Consider the following 19,240-nt stretch of genomic DNA (forward strand, 5'->3'; position numbering starts at 1 on the left):
ACGGCATGATCACCCAGCCCAATAACCAGGATGTCACCGATGTCACCAAACCGGCCCTGAGCGTTACCCCCGGAGCAGTCAGCAAGATCAAAGAAATCCTCACCGCACGCCAGCTTGAAGGACATGCCCTGCGTGTCTTTGTCAGCGGCGGCGGTTGTTCCGGCCTGCAGTATGGCATGGCTATTGAGAAAGACGCCGAAGAGTTTGACACAGTGGTTAATGTGGACGGCATCCGGCTGCTGGTGGATCCCACCAGCCTGCGCTACCTGTGGGGAGCCAGCATCGATTTTGTCGATGATCTGATGGGCGGCGGCTTTCGCATTGACAATCCGAACGCGGTTGCGTCTTGCGGGTGCGGCCATTCATTCCGTACCGCTGAAGATGAGCCAGGTTCCGCGGCCAGCGGCGGCTGTGGGTGCGGCGGCAGTTGCGGCCATTAGGTCGCACTCCCCGTAGGACAAAGGGCCAGGAAAGGGACAGGCAGGGGGGTCTAAGCCCCCTGTCTGAGCGCGGTATCCGGGTTACTGAGGCCGGGCGCCGGTATGTCCTCGCCCCAGTCCCGCAATAGACCGGATAGCGAAGTCAAGTTCTGCAGGAGCACAGCAATCGTGAAATTCTGGTCAACCGGTAAGAAAACAGCGTCACAGGGTCCGCGCCGGCTATGGCTTGACCTGGGTGATCTGGGCGATCTGGTCAACCCCGCTGGCCCTCATGAGCAGTGGCAGGATCATGGGCTGGGCCTGTTGCGCACGATCATGCACCGTGAAGGTCTGCTGACCGACATCGCCTCCACCCGTGCTGTGACCTCCTGGCGTGAGCTGCGTAAGCAGATCAAGGGCTATGATCAGCTCTTCATGAATATCCGTAGCTACACCTTCCCGGTTGCCCGCCGCGCTGCCCAGATTTTCAAAGAAGTCAACCCGAACAGTGTCATCATGGTTGGCGGGATGCACGCCACCGTAGCCCTGGACGAACTGGAAGCCATCCCGGAGATCGACCACATCGTTCAGGGACCAGGGGAGAAGATCATTGTCGACCTCGCCCGCGATCCGGCTGCCTTCCCGCGAGTTGTTCTGGGCGTTGGCGCCGCTTCAATGGCCGAATGGCCGATGATCGACCGTACCCTGTGGCCCCGACCAGCCAGCAAACACCTGGAAAAGACCTTTCACTGGCCGCTGGAACCTGAGTGCGGCTGGGGGCCGCCCCCCGTTGTCACCCTGTTGACCAGTCGCGTATGCCCGTGGAAGTGCGTCTTCTGCAACGAAAGCTCCTATGTGCCTAATATGGGCCGCCGCCCGGTAGAGATGGTGATCGAGGAACTGAACTACCTGGATGACCATTATGGCCCTATCGGTTCCGTAGTGATCCACGACTCGATGTTTTTCCAGAACCCAAGCTGGCTGCAAGAGTGGATCGAAAAATACCCGCGCAAGGCCCACAAAGCCTGGCCATACTGGGCTGCCGGGCGCGCCGATACCGTCCGCCAGTGGCCTGATCTCTTTGAAGCCCTGGTTAAAGAAACTAACTGGGACACGATCTCCATCGGGTTCGAATCCGGCAGCGATCGCGTCCTCCGCATGCTCAACAAAGAATGCACCGAGGAAGATAACTATTTCGCCATCGATCTGATCAACCGGATCGGCGACGAACTGGAAGCCCAGGGCCGCAAAGCGCCGGTCATCTGGGCGAATATCATGCTGGGCATCCCCGGCGAAACCCGCGAAGATGCCTTCAAGACCATGCGCATGGTCAAGTACATGCGCCGGGTGATGCCCTCGATCTCCTTCTATGCTCCCTACCCCGGCTCGGCGCTGGGCTACCAGCTCATCGCTGAAGGCAAAAGCCTGATGTCCAAGGAGAACTACCACCGCTACCCCGACGATGAGAAAGTCAGGGGAATCGACTACCAGTTCTACCGGGAACTGTTGGCCGGGAAGTATGACGAGGAAGTCAACCGCGGCCTGGACCCCATCCTGCAGCAGCGCCCCGGCGTATTCTCCGCCGCGCTGATCAAGGCGTAGGAGGCGCCACTGTGAGCAGCTTTACCACACCACACCACATGTACCTGTTTGAGATGACCAATGGCAAACAGAAGCTGGCCTATGGCGCCAGTCCTGAGGACGCGCTGGAGATACTGAGTATGCGCCTGACGGAAGAAGAGATGGCGCTGATCATCCGCGACCGCTTCCAACGCATTCCCCAGCGCGAGATGATGAAGTACATCGGCAATCTGGGCTGAACGCCACAGAACATTGCTCTGAGGGTCCCGCAATGCGCCTTTCCGCTGAAGCCAGGCAGATGTTACAGGCGCTGGCAGGTGGTTCCTTCCTCAAATCCCACCGCTATCTGGATGGCTCCAAGGTCTACCGCTTGCACGCCCTGGACGGCCAGACCAGGCTGGTCAACCGCGCTGCCGTTGAGACGCTGGTGCGCCACGGGTTGGTGATCAGCAATCAGAAGTTCCCGGCGGCAACCTATATGCTCACTGATCGTGGTCGAGCCGTGGCGCAAGATTGTGCCGGCGAGCGCTCCTGATTACTACACTTGTGGCTACACGAATTACCGGCCTAATCGTCGCAGAATGCCGATCAACATGCCCAGCCCGCCCACGGCCCCCAGCGCCAGAATCGGAATGATCGGCGGCAATCCACCGTTGGCGGCCTGAGTCGTTGCCGCCGGTGGAATCGCCAGGGTGGCCTGGCTGATCGGCTCCGGCGGATAGGTAAAGGTGGGTTTTGGCGCTGGAGTCTCAGTCGGCGGCTGAGTGCCCTGCATCACCATTGCGTTGGCGGCAAAAGCCAGCGCCGTTGCCGTCTCCAGCCCGCCGGGCATCTGCGCCAGCGCTTCCAACGTCTGTGTGGAAATCGCCGCATTTACATCAACTGTCGGCTGGGTGAACACCTGGATCTCCTCAATAGCATCGACGTTGCCGGTGATCCGCACCACCTGCTCGAACACCCAGGCCGTGCCGGTCGGTGAATCAGGGTATTGGATCTTGTACCATAGCGTGCCCGCAGCACGTCCCAGCACAGGGTAGAACTCGCCGGGGAAAATCTGGCCGAGCCGTTCGGATTCGATGTCCGGCGCTGCCCGGACATTCGTCGGGCCTTCCAGCGCTTCGGCCAGCGCTGGCCCAATGGGCGTAGGTGTACGGGTAGGAGTCGCCGTGAACTGCATGATCGCGGTCGGGCTGATCGACGGCAGGATAACCGGGGCCGGCGTCGCGCTGAACTGCAGCGGCGGCAGCGCCTGCACTGCAGGCGGCAGCGCCTGCGCAACGCCCAGCAGCAACCCCAGCCCAAGACCGGATAACCAGCCATACTGTCTTGCTCTACGCACATCACCCTCCACTACCAGCGAATTTCGTTAATCGGCGTATCGCGTCCCTGTTCAGCCTGGCGGTACATCTCCCCTTTGACCATGCTACCCTGATACTCCTGCCCCTCCCAGCCCTCGACTGTCCAGCCGCCCAGCACAAATGGCACGCTGGGGACGCCCGGCGCACACTGGTGGCAGGTGGCCGGAATCCACTCGCCGTTGTAGCGCCGGGCGATATGCAGATGCGTCGCCGTCGAAACCCCGCCTTCACAGGAGGGATGCCCCAGCGGATCGCCCGCCTTGACCCTGATCCCGGCCGGCATACGGCCTTCCGTGGCCAGATGCAAATAGACGATCGTCCAGCCAGTCGCCTCGTTGCCGTCGCCATCCAGATCAAGGATGACAAAGCCACGCTCGCTACGGACAACCACCCCATCAGCGACGGCCAGCGCCCACTGCGGGGCAACAAAGCACCCCGCGGTGTCCTTATCACCGGGCGGGGCGAAATCGATCGCTGCCCAGGCGCTGCCGGAGGCATACGCCCCGTGCGGACCGCCCGTATAGTACCACACTTCTTCCGGCGCCCAGGGCAGTTGAAGCGGCGGCTGGCGCAGATCCGGCGGTAATAGCGGTTCCACCGCACGGGCAAATGGATCGCCAAACAGTGTAACGTACAGGCTATAAAAGCCAGTCGGGTTGACATCCGCCAGCCAGTCCTCATAGCTGCGGTTGAGGCTGAGGAAGTACTGCACCGCCACCGTCCCAGCATTCAAGCCAGAAGCGTATGTCACCCGGATACCGTCACGAAGCGCGAACCAGAGCACCCCACGCCCCCGCCAGCCGTAATAAGCCTCGTTCAGCCGGTTGGCTGCCCAGGAGAGTTGTCTGTACAACCCTTCGTAACCCAGTTGTACGTAACCCAGCGGATACACCACCGTTGCCGCCGATGGCTCCGGATTGAATAGCCAGCCAGCCCGATATTCAAGCAACGCCAGCAACAGGCGCGGGTTGACACTGTAGTCATCGGCCACCCGGCGAATGACCTCCGCTCCGCTGATCACTTCGCCATCAACCCGATCCTGATAGGTACGGAGATAGCCTGGCAGCGACGCCACAAAGTCAGCGATGTCGAAGCCAGTGGTCGCCGGCCCGCGCACCAGCTCGCTATCCGGGATGATCTTGAATGACGGGCTGAACACACCCCGCGTCTCCGGCAGGCGCACGACCTGGTCTACAGCAATCAGCGAGGGGTTGTCGATGGCATTCAACGTCATGAGCTGCTCGACGGTTGTGCCAAAGCGCTCGGCGATCCCGGAGAGCGTATCGCCCGCCTGCACGGTGTACGACTCAGGCAGCGGCTCTGCGGTAGCGCTACGGGGCGGATCCAGCGTCGGCACGATCAGCCCGGCAGAGGATACTGTTGGCGGCGCTTCCGGAGCATCGGTAGCGCGGGTCTCGATGCCCAGCGGCGCGGGAGGCGTCGCCGTGATCACGATCACCGGGCCAGGCTGCTGGCGCATACAGGCCAGCGCCGCCAGCAAAAGAACGAACAGGGAAAGCAGAGGCCGCGAACGCATGGCAATTATGGCTGCAGCGCCGCGCTCAGCAGCGGCAGGGATGTGTCGTACCGGTAGTGAATGTCAAAGTGACCACCCGCAAAGGTCTCAAAATGGCAGTTGATGCCCAGTATTGCCAGTTTGCGGACAAACAGGCGCGCTCCCACCTGCAAGTTGAACTCGTCCTGGTCGCCGCAATCGAGATACAGCAATCGCATGCTGCGCAGGGCGTCCGCCCAGGCCGGCTGATCCAGTTTGCGCAGCGGATCATGCGCCAGCCAGCGCGCCCACACATCTTCCCGCAGCGCCCCCGTCTCCAGGTCAATCGGCATATCAAAACCGTCCGGCGCCGCCGGATTTGGCGCATAAGCCATGCCGTAGCACAGCGTGCCAACAGTCTGGAAGAAGCGGGTGTTTTTAGGCCGGATACTGGCCAGCTTCTGCTTCAGTTCCACCCAGCCGCCATAACTGGCCAGGTTAGCATGCAATCTGGCGATATCACCCAGGTAACAGTACTCAAAGTACATGTCGCCGCTGTGACAGGCTACCGCCCCAAAGACCTCCGGGTGGTGCATCCCCTGCACCAGTGCCCCATAACCGCCGCTGCTCTTGCCGATCACGCCGCGATTGGCGCGGTCGGCCAGGGTACGGTAGCGGGCATCCACGAATGGGATAACCTCATGAATCAGATAATCTTCGTACCTCCCCAGCGCCGGGGAATTCAGGTACTGGGAACCACCATACCGTGTCCAGCAATCCGGCATCACTACAATCGCCGGCGGCATGGCGCCGCCCAGGATCAAGCGGTCCAGTTGCTGAGGCAGGCTCTCATCCCAGGGTCGCAGATTCAGCAAGAACGGCCCCGTACCGCCATAGCCGGTCAGCATCACGATCATCGGGTAGCGCCGGGCAGGATCGTCCTCGTATCCCGGCGGCAGGTAGACCGGCAAAGGGCGCACACTGGGGTCACCTAGCGGATTGTCCCTCAGGACATCGCTTTCCAGTAACGGCTGTTCAACGCGGCTTGGACTGACCACCCATCGCTCCTTTTACGGCAGGCACGGCGCGATTCTAGCCTGCTCTGCACCGCCTTGCTAGAATTCTCGCTCGCTCAGGATGTGCGAATCCGTGTGATTGAGTATACTAAACCCATAACAACAACACTGCGCTCAGGGCATCCCTGTGCTTCCTGTTTTTGCAGCAATTCCCAGGAGATTATTGACATGCCAACCAAAGAAGAAATCAGCGCCTTTATCGCCCGGATGCCGGAGATGTTCCTGCCTGCCAAGGCCGTTGGCCTGAATACCACACTGCAGCTCAATCTGACCGGCGACAACGGCGGCAAGTGGTGGATCAAGATCGCTAATGGCCAGTGCGAAGTCCACGAAGGCGAAACCCCATCGCCACAGATGACTCTGATCTCCGCTGCCGAAGACCTCTACGCTGTCCTCATCGGCGAGGTCAACGCCATTACAGCCTTCATGCAGGGCAAAATCAAGGTGCAGGGAGATATGTCCCTGGCCCTGAAGATGCAGACGATGTTCAACTTCCAGGCCTAGCAAGCGCCAGCCGGCCCACGCCATCCCAGCCTCTCTGCTTCCAGTGTGCGCGGCAACAGCGTTTCCGCCGCGCCGGGTCAGACGAGTCGCAGGCCGGTGCCGGGTAATCCAACCGTCAGAGGAGTCTGAGAATGCGCACCATCATTCGCGGTGGTACCATCATCACCCCGCACCAAACACTGGAACACCATGCGCTGATCATCGAAGCGGGGCGGATTGCCGCCATTGTCCCCGGTTCGGGCGACGCCCAACCCGGCGACACGATCATCCCGGCTGATGATCTGTCCGTTGCGCCAGGGTTGATCGATATTCATGTTCACGGCGCCAACGGCTGCGACACCATGGACGCCACGCCAGAAGCGATCCATGCCATGGCCCGCTACTTTGCCGCGCATGGTGTCACCGCCTACCTGCCTACCACGATGGCTGCCTCCAACGCGGATACTACCGCCGCCGTGGAAAACGTCCGCACCTGCCCGCAGCCAGCAGACGGCGCCGCGCATCTAGGCGTCCATCTGGAAGGTCCCTACCTGAGCATCAAACACAAAGGGGCGCAGCCGCCCGATCACCTGCGGCAACCCGATCCTGCCGAATACAACGCCTGGTTCGCCTCCGGGGTCGCCCGGCTGATGACTCTGGCTCCAGAGCTTGACGGCGCGCTGGAGCTAATCGAGACCGGTGTCCGCCAGGGGGTTGAGTTCGCTCTGGGCCACAGCGGCGCGGATATCGACTGCGTCACTGCTGCCGCAGATCGCGGCCTGCGCCAGGCAACGCATGCTTTCAACGGCATGCAGGGCCTGCACCACCGCGATCCCGGTACGCTTGGCGCGGTGCTGGTGGACGATCGCATCTACGCCCAGGTCATCGCCGATGGCGTGCACGTCCACCCGGCCATGGTCAAGCTGTTGATCCGGGCCAAGGGCCTGAATCGCACCATCCTGATCACGGACGCCATGCGCGCCACAGGACTTACTGATGGCACGTATATGCTGGGGGATAGCGAGGTCATCGTCGCCGATGGCATCGCCCGCCTGGCGACGGGTAGCCTGGCCGGCAGTACGCTGACCCTGGATGCCGCGGTGCGCAATGTGATGGCCTTCGCCGGTCTGACTCTGCCACAGGCGCTACAGATGGCCACCGCTGTCCCGGCGGAAGCCCTGGGCCTCGCTGGTCGCAAGGGCGTCCTGGCCCCCGGCGCTGATGCCGATGTCATCCTGCTTGACAGCGCAGCACAGGTCGTCATGACGATAGTCGGCGGAAACGTCGTCTACCGGCGCAACTGAGCCGTCCTGCATCCTCTTGAACCACGAATCAGCCCGGGCGCCATGCCGGGCTGATTCGTCAGATGGTGGCACCACGCTATGGCGGTGACAGCGGCGTCAGTGTGACTCCCTTTCGGAGCGCTTCAACCTGCGCCCGTGTGCCAAAAGCCGTGCCCGGCAGGCTTGCCGCCGCCGCGCCACAGGCTACGCCCAGCGCCGCCGCGTCCGGTAGGGCTTCCCCCCGGCACAACCCGGCCACCAGCCCGGCTACCAGCGCATCACCGGCGCCAATGGGATTGTGCTCGTCCACCTGCGGTGGTCGCAGGCGCCAGGCCTGACGGCCATCCGAAAGCACCGCCCCGGCCCTGCCCAGCGAGATCAGCACATGCTCCGCCCCCAGCGCATGAATGGGCTGGAGCGCTTCCGCTGCCCGTTCCGGCGTTAGCATCAGTCCCGTGATCTGCCCGGCCTCATCCAGGTTCGGCTTCACCAGCCACACGCCCGCAGCACACCCCAACCGCAGCGGTTCCCCGCTGCTATCCAGGATCGCCCGCGCCCCGGCTTGCTGAATCACCGCAATCAAATCGCCATAGAATTTGCTGACCACGCCCGGCGGCAGGCTCCCAGCCAGCACCCACCAGTCGCCTGGCCGGGTCAGTTCCTGCACCCGTGCCAGTAGCGCCGCCTGTTCCTCAGCCCTGATCGCCGGTCCTGGTTCATTCACCTTCAGGTAACGGCCCTGTTCGGCAGCCACGATACTGACATTCGTGCGCGTCTCCCCGGCGATCCAGACCAGACTGGTAGCAATATCCATTGCTCCCAGCATCCCGGCCAGGCGCTGCCCCGTTGACCCACCGACGAATCCCAGTGCACAACTCGGCACCTCGAGCGCCGCCAGCGCCCGCGAGACATTGAATCCCTTGCCTCCAGCATCGACGGCGCTGCTGGTCGCCCGCAGCACAGTGTCAAATGCAAACGCTGGGACAGTTAATTCCCAGTCCAGCGCCGGGTTCAGTGTCACCGTAAAAATCATCGCCGACCTCCCCTGTCCGGTCGCCGGGAATGGTACAATGAGAAGCGTATGCCGCGCAAAATCCTGCACCTCGATCTGGATGCTTTCTTCTGCGCCGCCGAAGCGCGCCGCGATCCCGCTCTGCGTGGCCGCCCGTTTGTCATCGGTGGGCGCCCGGAGCAACGCGGCGTTGTGGCCTCCTGCTCCTATGAGGCGCGCCATTTCGGCGTGCGCTCGGCCATGCCGATGGCCCGCGCAGTGCGGCTATGCCCGGACCTGCTGATCCTGCCCCCTGACCGGCAGTTGTACCATCAGGCGTCCGAGCAGGTCATGACCATCCTGCGCAACACAACCCCGCTGGTCGAGCAGCTGTCAATTGACGAGGCTTTCCTGGACGTATCGCTGTTGGCCGAACCGCCTGAGTCAATTGCCCGTCGCCTGCAGGCGGTGATCAACGCCGATCTTGAGCTGCCGGTATCGCTGGGAGTGGCTTCCAACAAGCTGGTCGCCAAGATCGCCAACAACGTTGGTAAGGCTGAAGCCAGCCGCCGGTCAGCTGGCCCGCCCAACGCCATCCGGGTGGTCCCGCCCGGCCAGGAGGCCGCCTTTCTGGCTCCGCTGCCGATCACGGAACTGTGGGGCGTTGGCCCCAGGACAGCGGCACGCCTGACCGAACTGGGCATTCACACCATTGGCGACCTCGCCGCCTGGCCGGAAGACGATCTTGTCCACCGCTTCGGGGCGCATGGCCGCGCTCTGGCAGCTCACGCCCGTGGCCTTGACGATCGCGAGGTAGAGACCGAGCACGAAATTCGTTCGATCAGCCGGGAAACGACGTTTGACCGCGACGTAGCCGATGGCGCGTTGCTCCGCCGCACCCTGCGCCACCTCTGCGATGAGGTGGGCCGCCAGGCTCGCCGGGAAGGGCTGGCCGGCACAACCGTCAAGATCAAGCTCCGCTGGAGTGACTTTACCACGCTGACCCGCCAGATAACGCGCTCAGCGCCCACCGATCAGGACGATGAGATTGCCGCTGCCGCGCTGGAGTTGCTTGACCGCCACTGGCCGGGTGGCCGGCCGGTGCGGTTGATCGGAGTCGGTCTGAGCGGATTCACCACACCTGCCCATCAACTGAGCCTGTGGGAAAACACAGCTGAGACGCTGGAAAGACAGCGCCTGCAGGCCGCCCTGGACGCGCTCCGCGACCGCTTTGGCGAGCACGCTGTCCAGCGCGGCAGCGATCTCATCCGCCGCCCGCGTCAAAAGAAATGAGGCTGCTCACAAGCGCAGCCTCAGCAGGATGGCACTATCCTGTGACAACGACAGGCTCTAGCCAAAGCGCCCGGCGATATAGTCTGCTGTGCGCGGATCGGATGGCATCGAAAAGACCTTGTCCGTCCGGTCAAATTCCACCAGCTCGCCCGTACGCGACTCGTCCGTGGTGAAAAACGCGGTGTAGTCGGAAACGCGCCGGGCCTGCTGCATGTTGTGCGTCACGATCACAATGGAATAGTCAACCACCAGTTCCTTCATCAGATCCTCGATGCGCTCGGTGGCGATCGGGTCCAGGGCGGAACAAGGCTCATCCATCAGGATCACATCCGGTTCGACCGCCAGGGCGCGTGCGATGCACAGGCGCTGCTGCTGCCCGCCAGAAAGCGCCAGCCCTGACTTCTTGAGATCATCCTTGACTTCATCCCACAGCGCTGCCTGGCGCAGGCTTTGTTCCACAATCTGGTCAAGCGTCCGCCGATCCTTGATCCCCAGCACGCGCGGCCCATAGGCCACGTTGTCATAAATGCTCTTGGGGAACGGATTCGGCTTCTGAAACACCATCCCGATCCGCCGCCGGATTTCCACCGGATCGATCTCCGGGCGGTAGATGTTCTCCCCCCGGTAAATCACTTCCCCTTCAACACGCGCTTCCGGAATCAGGTCGTTCATCCGGTTGATCGCCCGCAGGACGGTGCTCTTGCCACACCCGGACGGTCCGATGAAAGCCGTGATCTTGTTGCGGGCAATCGGCATGGTGATCTCACGTACGGCCAGCTTGGGGCCGTAGAAGACGTTCAGATGCTGGATCTGGACGGCATAGCGGCCGTCGCCATTCGATGACATCATCAACCATTACTCCAGAGCTTACGATGCACAGTTGAACTCCCCTAGCTACGCAGCCGGTTGCTGACCCGCTGGCGCAGGATGATGGCCACCGAATTCAGCATCAGCAAAAGCGCCAGCAGCACGATGATCGCCGCCGCTGCCAGATTGCGGAACTCCTCCTGCGGGCGCGCCGTCCACTGCCAGATCTGGATCGGCAGAGCAGTGAATTTGGAAAACGGCCCGGAAGGATCGACAAAGATCACCGCCGACGCGCCGATGACGATCAGCGGCGCGGTCTCGCCAATTGCCCGCGACATCGACAGGATCGTTCCGGTCAGGATGCCGGGCAGCGCCGCCGGCAGCACCTGATACCAGATCGTCTGCCACTGAGTTGCGCCCAGCCCGTAGCTGGCATCGCGGATGGATTGGGGCACAGCCCGGATCGCCTCCTGCGCGGCAATGATGATCACCGGCAGGATCAGCAGCGCCATCGTCATCGCAGCAGCAAAGATCGTGCGCCCGTTGGCTTCATTAATACCAAACAACGCCCCGCTGGAGATGGGCGCCAGCGCCCGCACGAAGATCGCCAGCCCCAGCAGGCCGTAGATAATCGAGGGCACCCCGGCCAGATTGCGGATGTTCGTCTCGATCAGCCGCTCCAACCAGTTGCCGCTGTGGGCATACTCCTCCAGGTAGATCGCCGCACCCACACCCAGCGGGAAGGCAATGATCATGGTCAGCGCCATGATCCACAGCGTCCCCAAAATGGCCGTACGGATGCCGGCCAGTTCCGGGTAAGAAGACTGCGTGCCGGTGATGAAAGCCGTGTTGAGCCACGAGTGTGACTTGAGCTGCGGGTTGGGCGGGTTTTGTGCCGCCACCAGCGCCTGGAACTCCGCCTCGATCCCGGCATAATCGAACAAAGTGCGGGAGAGTGTCCAGCTCTTGAGGATATCCAGGCCAATCACATCATTGAGCACACGGGCATACAGGGCATCGTGAGTCAGATTGGCGCTCAAGATAGCCGTCTGTTGCTCGAGGCTCAGTTGCGAAATAGTCATGTCGGCGGTTTCGGGCGGCAGGGTCGCCCCAGCCAGGGCTTCGCGCAGCGGTACGCGGGTGAAGTCCTCCGGTTTAACCCGGCTCAACTCGTCGCGCATGATCACCGGCACACGACGCGGGATATACAGCGCGAGCACCCGAGCCAGATCGTCATTCCCCAGCGCCTCCAGCGGCCCCTCAACCGTGACTCCTTTCGCCTCGCTCAGCGCTGCCAGCACTTCCGCTTCGGAGTACTTGCTGGCGACAGCGATGGTACCAAAGGTCTCGTCCGCGACATTGGCGAAGAGCGCCAGCAATGCCAGCAACCCCACAACCAGCGACGCAAGGAAGAAGACCTGCCAGCGCCTGGCCCGACGGTGACGCCGGAGCAGGCCATCCAGAAAGGCCTGTCCCCCCGGCACAAACGACTGCCGATCCTGAACCTGTTCGCCCATCTTACTGATAAACCTCCCGGAAGCGCGCCGTCACCGCCCGGCTCAGGATGTTCAGCGCCAGTGTAATCACAAACAGCAACAGGCCGATGGCAAACAGGCTGTTGTAATCGATCGAGTTGTAGCTGATGTCGCCACTGCTGATGCGCACAATGTGGCCGGTCATCGTCTCCGCACCCGCAAACAGGTTGAAGGTGAACTTCGGCCCTGCCCCGGCAGCGATGGAGACGATCATGGTCTCGCCGATGGCGCGGGAAACACCCAGAATGAAGGAAGCCACAATCCCTGACAGCGCCGCCGGTACCACCACCCGCGTCACTGTCTCCAGGCGGGTGGCCCCCAAACCGTACGATGCATCCCGCAACGACTGGGGCACTGCCCGCAGAGCGTCTTCGCTGATCGAAGCTACCGTCGGGATGATCATGATCCCGACCACAATCCCGGCTGAAGCGGTGTTGTAGATCTCCACAACCTCCACGCCAAACAGACTGCGCAAGAGTGGCGTCACAAAAGTCAGGGCAAAGTAGCCAAAGACCACTGTCGGGATGCCAGCCAGCAGTTCCAGAATCGGCTTGAGCACCGCCCGCGCCCGCGGACTGGCATATTCTGACAGGTAGATCGCTGCGCTGAGACCAAGCGGGATGGCCACCAGCATGGCCACTGCGCTGATCATCAATGTAGCGTTCAGCAGTGGCAGGACGCCGAAGCTACCCAGTTGAGGCATCCACTGCGTGGAGGTCAGGAATTCGCCCAGTGTGACACTATCAGCCCGGAGAATGTCCACTCCCGCTGTCAGCGGCGCCGCAAGCGTACCATTGATCGCCCGCTCCACAGTGATTGTCCCCGCAGTGGCATCAACGGCGACAACACGCATCTCCTCGTTCACCACGCGGATGATCTCGCCTGCTTCAAACGGCGTCCCCGCGCCGGAGATAGCCAGCTCTGTCGCGGTCGCCGTGATCGGCTCTCGCAACGTCTTGAACGAATCGATCCAGGTCGGTGGGGTGAAGAACAGCAGCGCCTCGCTGCCCAGCACCACCACAATCCCGATCGTGGTGAAGATGGAGATGACGCCGCACAGCAGCAACAGATGCCTGATCACCCGTTCCCACAGGCGCGTCCGCTGATGCAGGGCTGAGCGTTCACGCGCTGCCTGCCGGTTCAATGCGGTTGCGATGATCTCACGCTTTTGCAGCGTTGCCTGCTTTTGCATCGAGCTACCCTCGAGAGTTTGCAGCTAGCTAATCCAGCGCATAAAGACACACCACACGGGAAGGGACGCTGTACGTCCCTTCCCCCGTCAACCTTTACAGCAATCCGTTGCTACTACGGCACAGCCAGCCCCATCGCCTCAAGCCAGGTTTGCCTGGCGGCGTTGAGCGCCTCCGCGTTGGCCGGGAAGTACCCCACATCCCGAATCTCTTCGTCCACATGGGTCAGGTAGTAGGCGATGAACGCCGCCACCTGGGGTTTCTCCTGCATGATCTCCGCCGTGCTGTACAGGAACAGTGGCCGCGCCAGCGGATACGTGAAGTTGTCCACCGTCTCCGCCGTCGCTTCGACCCCTTCAATGCTCAGCACCCGCAGCACGTCAGCATTCTCCTGGTAGTACGCATACCCGAAGAACCCTACCGCATACGGACTGCCCAGCACCCCCTGCACCAGCACGTTGTCATCCTCACTCAACTGCACGTTGCTCGCCGACAAAATCGGCCCCTCATCCTTCTCAAACACCACTTCCACAAAGTAGTCGAACGTCCCACTATCTGTCCCCGGAATGAACCGCAGTATGGGCTCCGCCGGCCACTCCGCACGCACATCCGACCACTTCTCCGCTGTCCCGAAAATCTGCGCCAGCTCCGCCAGCGTCACATCATCCACAAAGTCATTCGTCGCACTCACCACCACCGCCAGCGCATCCGTCCCCACCCGGAACTCCAACGGCTCCCGCCCGTTCGCCCGGCACGCCTCAACCTCGCTATCCTTGATCCGCCGCGACGAGTTGGCAATGTCCGTCTCTACATTCACGCAGAACCGCTCGATCCCGGCCCCGCTCCCAATAATGTCAATCGTGATGTTCCCGCTGTACCCCTCGTCACGAAAACGCTCCGCCATCCGCTCGCTCAACGGCCCTACCGTCGAACTCCCCGCCGTCAAAATGTCACCCACTACCCCCAGCGGATCGACCTCCGGTAGTGTCACCTCATCACCACCCTGGGCGAAGACACTCATCAGGGGAACCAAAAGCGCCAGCATAAGAACAATCGCGACAGTTCTAAGCATCCGCATAGTATCCATATCCTTATCAGCAGACCGAACAGTTATCAGTTGCAAAGTTCGACTTCCGAGCGTACTTATAACCTGTCAAGGTGAAGGGTCAACAAAGCGCACTTTAAATCTGTGTACCAGTGTCTTCACCTGCATTTAACACACCTTATGCTTTTGCCCCCCACTGCTGGAATAACAACACCATACCACCGCCACATTTGGCGGCAATGAATCGGTGGCAGCGTTAGCATGACAGACTGCCATGACCTGTGTAGAATCTCCTGCGCCAGACCTGCCAGAGAGTGATAACAACCGGCAGTGGCGGTCCATGCGAACATTGAGCACCGGGGAGGCGATCCAGATGACCGAATACGCCATTGGCATGATCGGGTTGGGTGTTATGGGCGCCAACCTGGCTCGCAACTTGGCCCGTCATGGCTTTAGCGTGGCCGGTTACGACCTCGATCCTGCCCGGCGCGAGGCTTTCGACATGCATCGCTCCGAGGGCCAGATTGCCAGCTTTGCCGATACTTCTGGGCTTCTGAACGCGCTGGCGCGTCCGCGCCGGATCATCCTGCTCGTGCCTTCCAGCGCGGTGGATTCGGCCATCGCCTCGCTCAGGCCAGGCCTGGACCGAGGCGATTTGCTCATCGACCTGGGAAACAGCTTCTTTGGCGATACTGAACGCCGCTCCGCCGAACTGGCGGCACAGGGGCTGCTGTTCATGGGCAGCGGCATTTCCGGGGGGGAAAAGGGCGCGTTGCACGGGCCGTCGATTATGCCGGGCGGAACGCCGGAGGCTTATGCCCTGATCGCCCCCGCCTTTGAGGCCATCGCCGCCCGCGTCAGCGGTGAGCCATGCGTGGCTCATTTGGGGCCGCGTGGTGCAGGTCACTACGTTAAGATGATTCACAACGGGATCGAGTACGGGATCATGCAGGCTATCGCCGAAGCCTATGACCTCCTCAAGCGCGTGGGCAGTACTACATCGGAGGAACTGCAGGCGCTGTTCAGTGCGTGGAACGCTGCTGAGCTAAATTCCTACCTGATCGAAATCACCGCGACCATCTTTGCCCGCCGCGATCCCGAAACCGGCCAGTATCTGGTCGAGTTGATCCTGGACGAGGCGCAACAGAAAGGCACGGGCAAGTGGACCAGCCAGAACGCCCTCGATCTGGGGGTCCCCGTCCACACCATCAACGCCGCAGTCGATTCGCGCATCATCTCCGCCCTTAAGAGCCAGCGCCTGGCCGCGGAAGCTCTGCTCCCAGGTCCACAACCCCAACCGCCACTGGATCGCGCTACCTTTATCGAACAGGTACGTCAGGCGCTCTACGCAGCCATGCTGTGCGCCTACGCTCAGGGCCTGGCCCAGCTGCAGGCTGGCAGCCAGGAGTACGACTACGGCTTGAACCTGGCCGAAATCGCTCGCATCTGGCGCGGCGGCTGTATCATCCGCGCCGCCCTACTGGAGGATATCCGCCGCGTCTACGCCGCCGATAGCACCCTGCCCAACCTGCTACTGGCGGAGCCATTCCGCACGCACATTCTGGAGCGCCAGGCTGGCTGGCGGGCGGCAATCCAGACTGCGGTGGCCAATGGCATCCCGGTTCCAGCCCTGGCGCACTCGCTGGCCTACATCGACGCTTACCGCAGCGGGCGGCTCCCCGCCAACCTGACTCAGGCCCAGCGCGACTACTTCGGCTCCCACACCTATCGCCGGATCGACCGCGATGGCGTTTTCCACACCGACTGGGAAGCCTGATTCGATCATTGCTGTGGGGCCAATCACGGATGGACAGGCTGCTATGAATGGGCAGACCAGGCAACTGCGCGACTGGCAACCGGAACATCGGTTTCTGATCGGCATCGATTCAGACGGCTGTGTGTTCGACACGATGGAGATCAAGCACCGGGAGTGCTTCATCCCCAACACCATCCGGCACTGGGGCCTGCAGCCAGTCGCCCGGTATGCACGGGAAACCGCCGAATTCGTCAACCTGTATTCGCGCTGGCGCGGGATCAACCGCTGGCCTGCGCTGGTAATGGTACTTGACCTGCTGCGAGAGCGCCCGGAAGTCCAGCGCCGCAACGCGCATATCCCAACGGTCGACATGTTACGAATCTTCATCCAGCAGTCGCGCCATCCCCTCAGCAACGCTGGCCTGCGTGCTTTCGCACGGGAGTACCCCAGCAACGGAGAACTGGAGACAGCCCTGGCCTGGACCACCAGTGTAGATGACACGGTAGCGGCAATGGTCAAAGGCGTGCCACCCTTCATCGCTGCCCGCGATTGCCTCGCAGCGCTCCATAGTTGCGCCGATCTGATCGTAGCCTCAGCCACTCCTACGCCCGCCCTGGAACGCGAATGGCAGGAACACAATCTGGCTCAGTTTGTGCGCTTTATCTGCGGCCAGGAGATCGGTACCAAAGGGCAGATCCTGCAACTGGCCGCTGCCGGCAAGTACCCCGCCGACCACATACTGATGATCGGTGACGCGCCTGGCGATCGTCAGGCGGCGGAAGCAGTCGGTGCATTGTTCTACCCGATCACACCCGGCGAAGAAGAACGTTCCTGGGAACGTTTGACCGGCGAGGCACTACCACGTTTCTTCAACGGAACGTACGCAGGCGATTACGCCGCCAGCCTGATCGCGGAATTCGAGCATCGCCTGCCGGATACACCACCCTGGAACCGCTGACCCGCTGATCTTCACCATGTCCAAATCCGGACAAACCTGCTAAAGTTGGGGCGGCTCTGAGGGGGAGTCATAACAAGCCGCAAAGCAGGACTTGCTTTAGAACTTTTGTTCGTATATAATGTGACATCTGGTTTGTCGCAGCAGAGGGGGAACGCATGGCCCAGACCGGGGAATTCACGGTAGGGAATGCCTACCGCTATAATCATTCCGGCCCGCGTCGCTGGTTACTCTCGCACATCTGGCGCTACAAGTTCTTCTTCCTCGCCACCACCCTGCTCTACATGACAGCGTGGTTCTCCTACACCTTCTCCCGCACGCTGATTGGCGCTGCTGTAGACGAAGTCCTCAACCCGACTGGCGGCGATACCTTCCTCAAGCTGGGGCTGGCCACCCTGGGCGTGTTGCTGCTGGATAGCCTCTGCGGACTCAGCGGCAGCCTGTCCATCGAGACCATCGCCCAGCGCCTGGAACGCGACGCCCGCGAAGAGCTGTACATCAGCCTGCTGGGCAAGAGCCAGACCTTTCACGATCGCCAGCGCGTCGGCGACATCATGGCCCGCGCCACTGACGACGTCAAGCAGCTCAACGGGATGATGAACCCCGGCGTGATGTTCATCTTTGAGACAGTGCTCGGCCTGGCCGTGCCGATGCTCTACCTGGCTGCTATCCGCCTGGACTTGCTCCTCATCCCTATTGTTTTCGTCGTGATCTACGTCATCACGGTGCGGGCTTACATGGGCCGCCTCAATCCAGTGCTGCGCGACCAGCGGGAAGCCTTCGGGGCAATGAACGCCGGCCTGGAGGAAACCATCTCCGGCATTGAAACGGTCAAGGCCAGCGTGCAGGAAGCCTTTGAACGTCACAAATTCCACCGCAACGCGCGGCTATACCGCGACTATTTTGTCGAACAGGGACGTGTCGAAGCGCAGTACCTGCCCATGCTGATCTACGGCTTCGTCGTTGGCTTGACCTTTCTCCATTCCATGCTGCTTTACCGCCAGGGTCTGCTGACCATCCCGCAGATCGTCACCGTCACGGCGCTGGTAGGAGTCATGCGCTTCCCGGTATTCATCTCGATCTTCTCTTTCTCGCTGGTACAACTGGGCATCGCCAGCGCGGAGCGTCTGCTGAACGTGATCACCGCCAAGGCTGACCTGGACGAAAACCTCAATGGCCACAGCGCCCCGATTGAAGGCGATATCCTTTTTGAGCATGTCACCTTCTGCCACGACAACGGCTGCATCCTGCAGGACATCAGCTTCCACGTGCGTCCTGGCGAAACTGTCGCCATTGTCGGCCAGACTGGATCGGGCAAGAGTACCCTCACTGAGCTGATCAACCGCACGTATGATGTCACTAGCGGCCGTATCCTGATCGACGGCGTGGACGTTCGTGACTGGAACCTCAACAGCCTGCGTTCCCAGATCGCCAAGATCGAGCAGGATGTGTTCCTGTTCTCCCGCACCCTGGCGGAAAACATCGCCTTCGGTGCGCCGGGGACACCTCAGGCTGAGATCGAGCGCGCTGCGCGGGAGGCCCAGGCCCACGCCTTTATTATGAGCTTCAAGGATGGCTATCAGACTGAAGTCGGCGAACGGGGCGTCACGCTATCCGGCGGGCAGCGTCAGCGCATCGCCCTGGCCCGTGCATTCCTCAGCAACCCGCGCATCCTGATCCTGGACGATTCAACCAGCGCTATCGACAGCGCCACCGAAGACGAGATCCAGAAGGCTCTGCGCCGCGCTCAGGAGGGCCGCACGACTCTGCTGATCACCCACCGCCTGTCTCAGATTCGCTGGGCGGATCATATTCTGGTGCTGGACGGCGGACGGCTGATCGCCAGCGGCACCCACGAAGATTTGCTGCGCACCTCGCCCATGTACCGCCGCATCTTCTCCCGCTACGACGCGCCACTGCCGCCGCTGGCCGAGCCTGAGTCGACTGTGGAGCAGGCCGCAAGGAGGTAACAC

The 19,240-nt window shown here is 61.7% G+C and carries 18 protein-coding genes; 10 read left to right on the forward strand and 8 right to left on the reverse strand.

Annotated elements, in window-relative coordinates:
* Positions 1-5 precede the first annotated feature (5 nt).
* From HPY64_06955 to HPY64_06970, 4 genes are all read left to right on the forward strand, one after another.
* Positions 6-440: an iron-sulfur cluster assembly accessory protein gene (locus HPY64_06955; protein ID NPV66867.1), complete on the forward strand. Its 435-nt coding sequence runs from the start codon at positions 6-8 to the stop codon at positions 438-440.
* Between the two features lie 102 nt (positions 441-542).
* Positions 543-2,021: a B12-binding domain-containing radical SAM protein gene (locus HPY64_06960; protein NPV66868.1), complete on the forward strand. Its 1,479-nt coding sequence runs from the start codon at positions 543-545 to the stop codon at positions 2,019-2,021.
* A 38-nt stretch (positions 2,022-2,059) separates the two neighbouring features.
* Positions 2,060-2,239: a hypothetical protein gene (locus HPY64_06965; GenBank protein ID NPV66869.1), complete on the forward strand. Its 180-nt coding sequence runs from the start codon at positions 2,060-2,062 to the stop codon at positions 2,237-2,239.
* Between the two features lie 32 nt (positions 2,240-2,271).
* Positions 2,272-2,535 (forward strand): hypothetical protein, encoded by a 264-nt coding sequence (locus HPY64_06970; protein ID NPV66870.1) that lies wholly within the window; start codon positions 2,272-2,274, stop codon positions 2,533-2,535.
* A 24-nt stretch (positions 2,536-2,559) separates the two neighbouring features.
* Here HPY64_06970 and HPY64_06975 read toward each other — a convergent pair whose 3' ends face one another.
* The 3 genes from HPY64_06975 to HPY64_06985 form a co-directional block, all read right to left on the reverse strand.
* Positions 2,560-3,339, reverse strand: coding sequence for an SH3 domain-containing protein (locus tag HPY64_06975; GenBank protein ID NPV66871.1), 780 nt, complete (start codon positions 3,337-3,339; stop codon positions 2,560-2,562).
* A gap of 11 nt (positions 3,340-3,350) precedes the next feature.
* Entirely contained in the window at positions 3,351-4,838 is a 1,488-nt protein-coding gene (locus HPY64_06980; protein NPV66872.1) for a LysM peptidoglycan-binding domain-containing protein, read from the reverse strand.
* Positions 4,839-4,900: 62 nt separating this feature from the next.
* A complete protein-coding gene (locus HPY64_06985; GenBank protein NPV66873.1) occupies positions 4,901-5,911 on the reverse strand; it encodes an esterase in 1,011 nt (336 codons plus the stop codon).
* Between the two features lie 186 nt (positions 5,912-6,097).
* Here HPY64_06985 and HPY64_06990 point away from each other — a divergent pair, with 186 nt between their 5' ends.
* Both HPY64_06990 and nagA read left to right on the forward strand, forming a co-directional pair.
* A complete protein-coding gene (locus HPY64_06990) occupies positions 6,098-6,433 on the forward strand; it encodes an SCP2 sterol-binding domain-containing protein (GenBank protein NPV66874.1) in 336 nt (111 codons plus the stop codon).
* A gap of 131 nt (positions 6,434-6,564) precedes the next feature.
* Complete coding sequence (gene nagA / locus HPY64_06995; GenBank protein ID NPV66875.1) at positions 6,565-7,716, forward strand: N-acetylglucosamine-6-phosphate deacetylase; 1,152 nt, start codon at positions 6,565-6,567, stop codon at positions 7,714-7,716.
* Between the two features lie 76 nt (positions 7,717-7,792).
* Here the strand turns inward: nagA and pfkB are convergent, their stop codons facing one another.
* Complete coding sequence (pfkB, locus tag HPY64_07000; protein ID NPV66876.1) at positions 7,793-8,728, reverse strand: 1-phosphofructokinase; 936 nt, start codon at positions 8,726-8,728, stop codon at positions 7,793-7,795.
* 48 nt (positions 8,729-8,776) lie between these two features.
* Between pfkB and dinB the strand changes: the two genes are divergently transcribed.
* A complete protein-coding gene (gene dinB / locus HPY64_07005; GenBank protein NPV66877.1) occupies positions 8,777-9,979 on the forward strand; it encodes a DNA polymerase IV in 1,203 nt (400 codons plus the stop codon).
* Between the two features lie 57 nt (positions 9,980-10,036).
* On the opposite strand, the gene pstB is transcribed toward dinB, so the two are convergent.
* The 4 genes from pstB to HPY64_07025 form a co-directional block, all read right to left on the reverse strand.
* Positions 10,037-10,828: a phosphate ABC transporter ATP-binding protein gene (gene pstB, locus HPY64_07010; protein ID NPV66878.1), complete on the reverse strand. Its 792-nt coding sequence runs from the start codon at positions 10,826-10,828 to the stop codon at positions 10,037-10,039.
* Positions 10,829-10,869: 41 nt separating this feature from the next.
* Positions 10,870-11,967, reverse strand: coding sequence for a phosphate ABC transporter permease PstA (gene pstA, locus HPY64_07015; protein ID NPV66879.1), 1,098 nt, complete (start codon positions 11,965-11,967; stop codon positions 10,870-10,872).
* Positions 11,968-12,304: 337 nt separating this feature from the next.
* Positions 12,305-13,174, reverse strand: coding sequence for a phosphate ABC transporter permease subunit PstC (gene pstC / locus HPY64_07020; protein NPV66880.1), 870 nt, complete (start codon positions 13,172-13,174; stop codon positions 12,305-12,307).
* 452 nt (positions 13,175-13,626) lie between these two features.
* A complete protein-coding gene (locus HPY64_07025; GenBank protein ID NPV66881.1) occupies positions 13,627-14,589 on the reverse strand; it encodes a PstS family phosphate ABC transporter substrate-binding protein in 963 nt (320 codons plus the stop codon).
* A gap of 340 nt (positions 14,590-14,929) precedes the next feature.
* On the opposite strand from HPY64_07025, the gene gndA reads away from it, so the two are divergent.
* From gndA to HPY64_07040, 3 genes are all read left to right on the forward strand, one after another.
* The gene (gene gndA / locus HPY64_07030; protein ID NPV66882.1) at positions 14,930-16,333 is read left to right on the forward strand and encodes an NADP-dependent phosphogluconate dehydrogenase; all 1,404 of its coding nucleotides are present in this window, start codon (positions 14,930-14,932) and stop codon (positions 16,331-16,333) included.
* A gap of 43 nt (positions 16,334-16,376) precedes the next feature.
* Complete coding sequence (locus HPY64_07035) at positions 16,377-17,270, forward strand: HAD family hydrolase (protein ID NPV66883.1); 894 nt, start codon at positions 16,377-16,379, stop codon at positions 17,268-17,270.
* A 155-nt stretch (positions 17,271-17,425) separates the two neighbouring features.
* Positions 17,426-19,237 (forward strand): ABC transporter ATP-binding protein, encoded by a 1,812-nt coding sequence (locus tag HPY64_07040; GenBank protein ID NPV66884.1) that lies wholly within the window; start codon positions 17,426-17,428, stop codon positions 19,235-19,237.
* The last annotated feature ends 3 nt before the right edge of the window (positions 19,238-19,240 follow it).

The sequence above is a fragment of the Anaerolineae bacterium genome (assembly GCA_013178165.1).
GTDB lineage: Bacteria > Chloroflexota > Anaerolineae > Aggregatilineales > Ch27 > Ch27.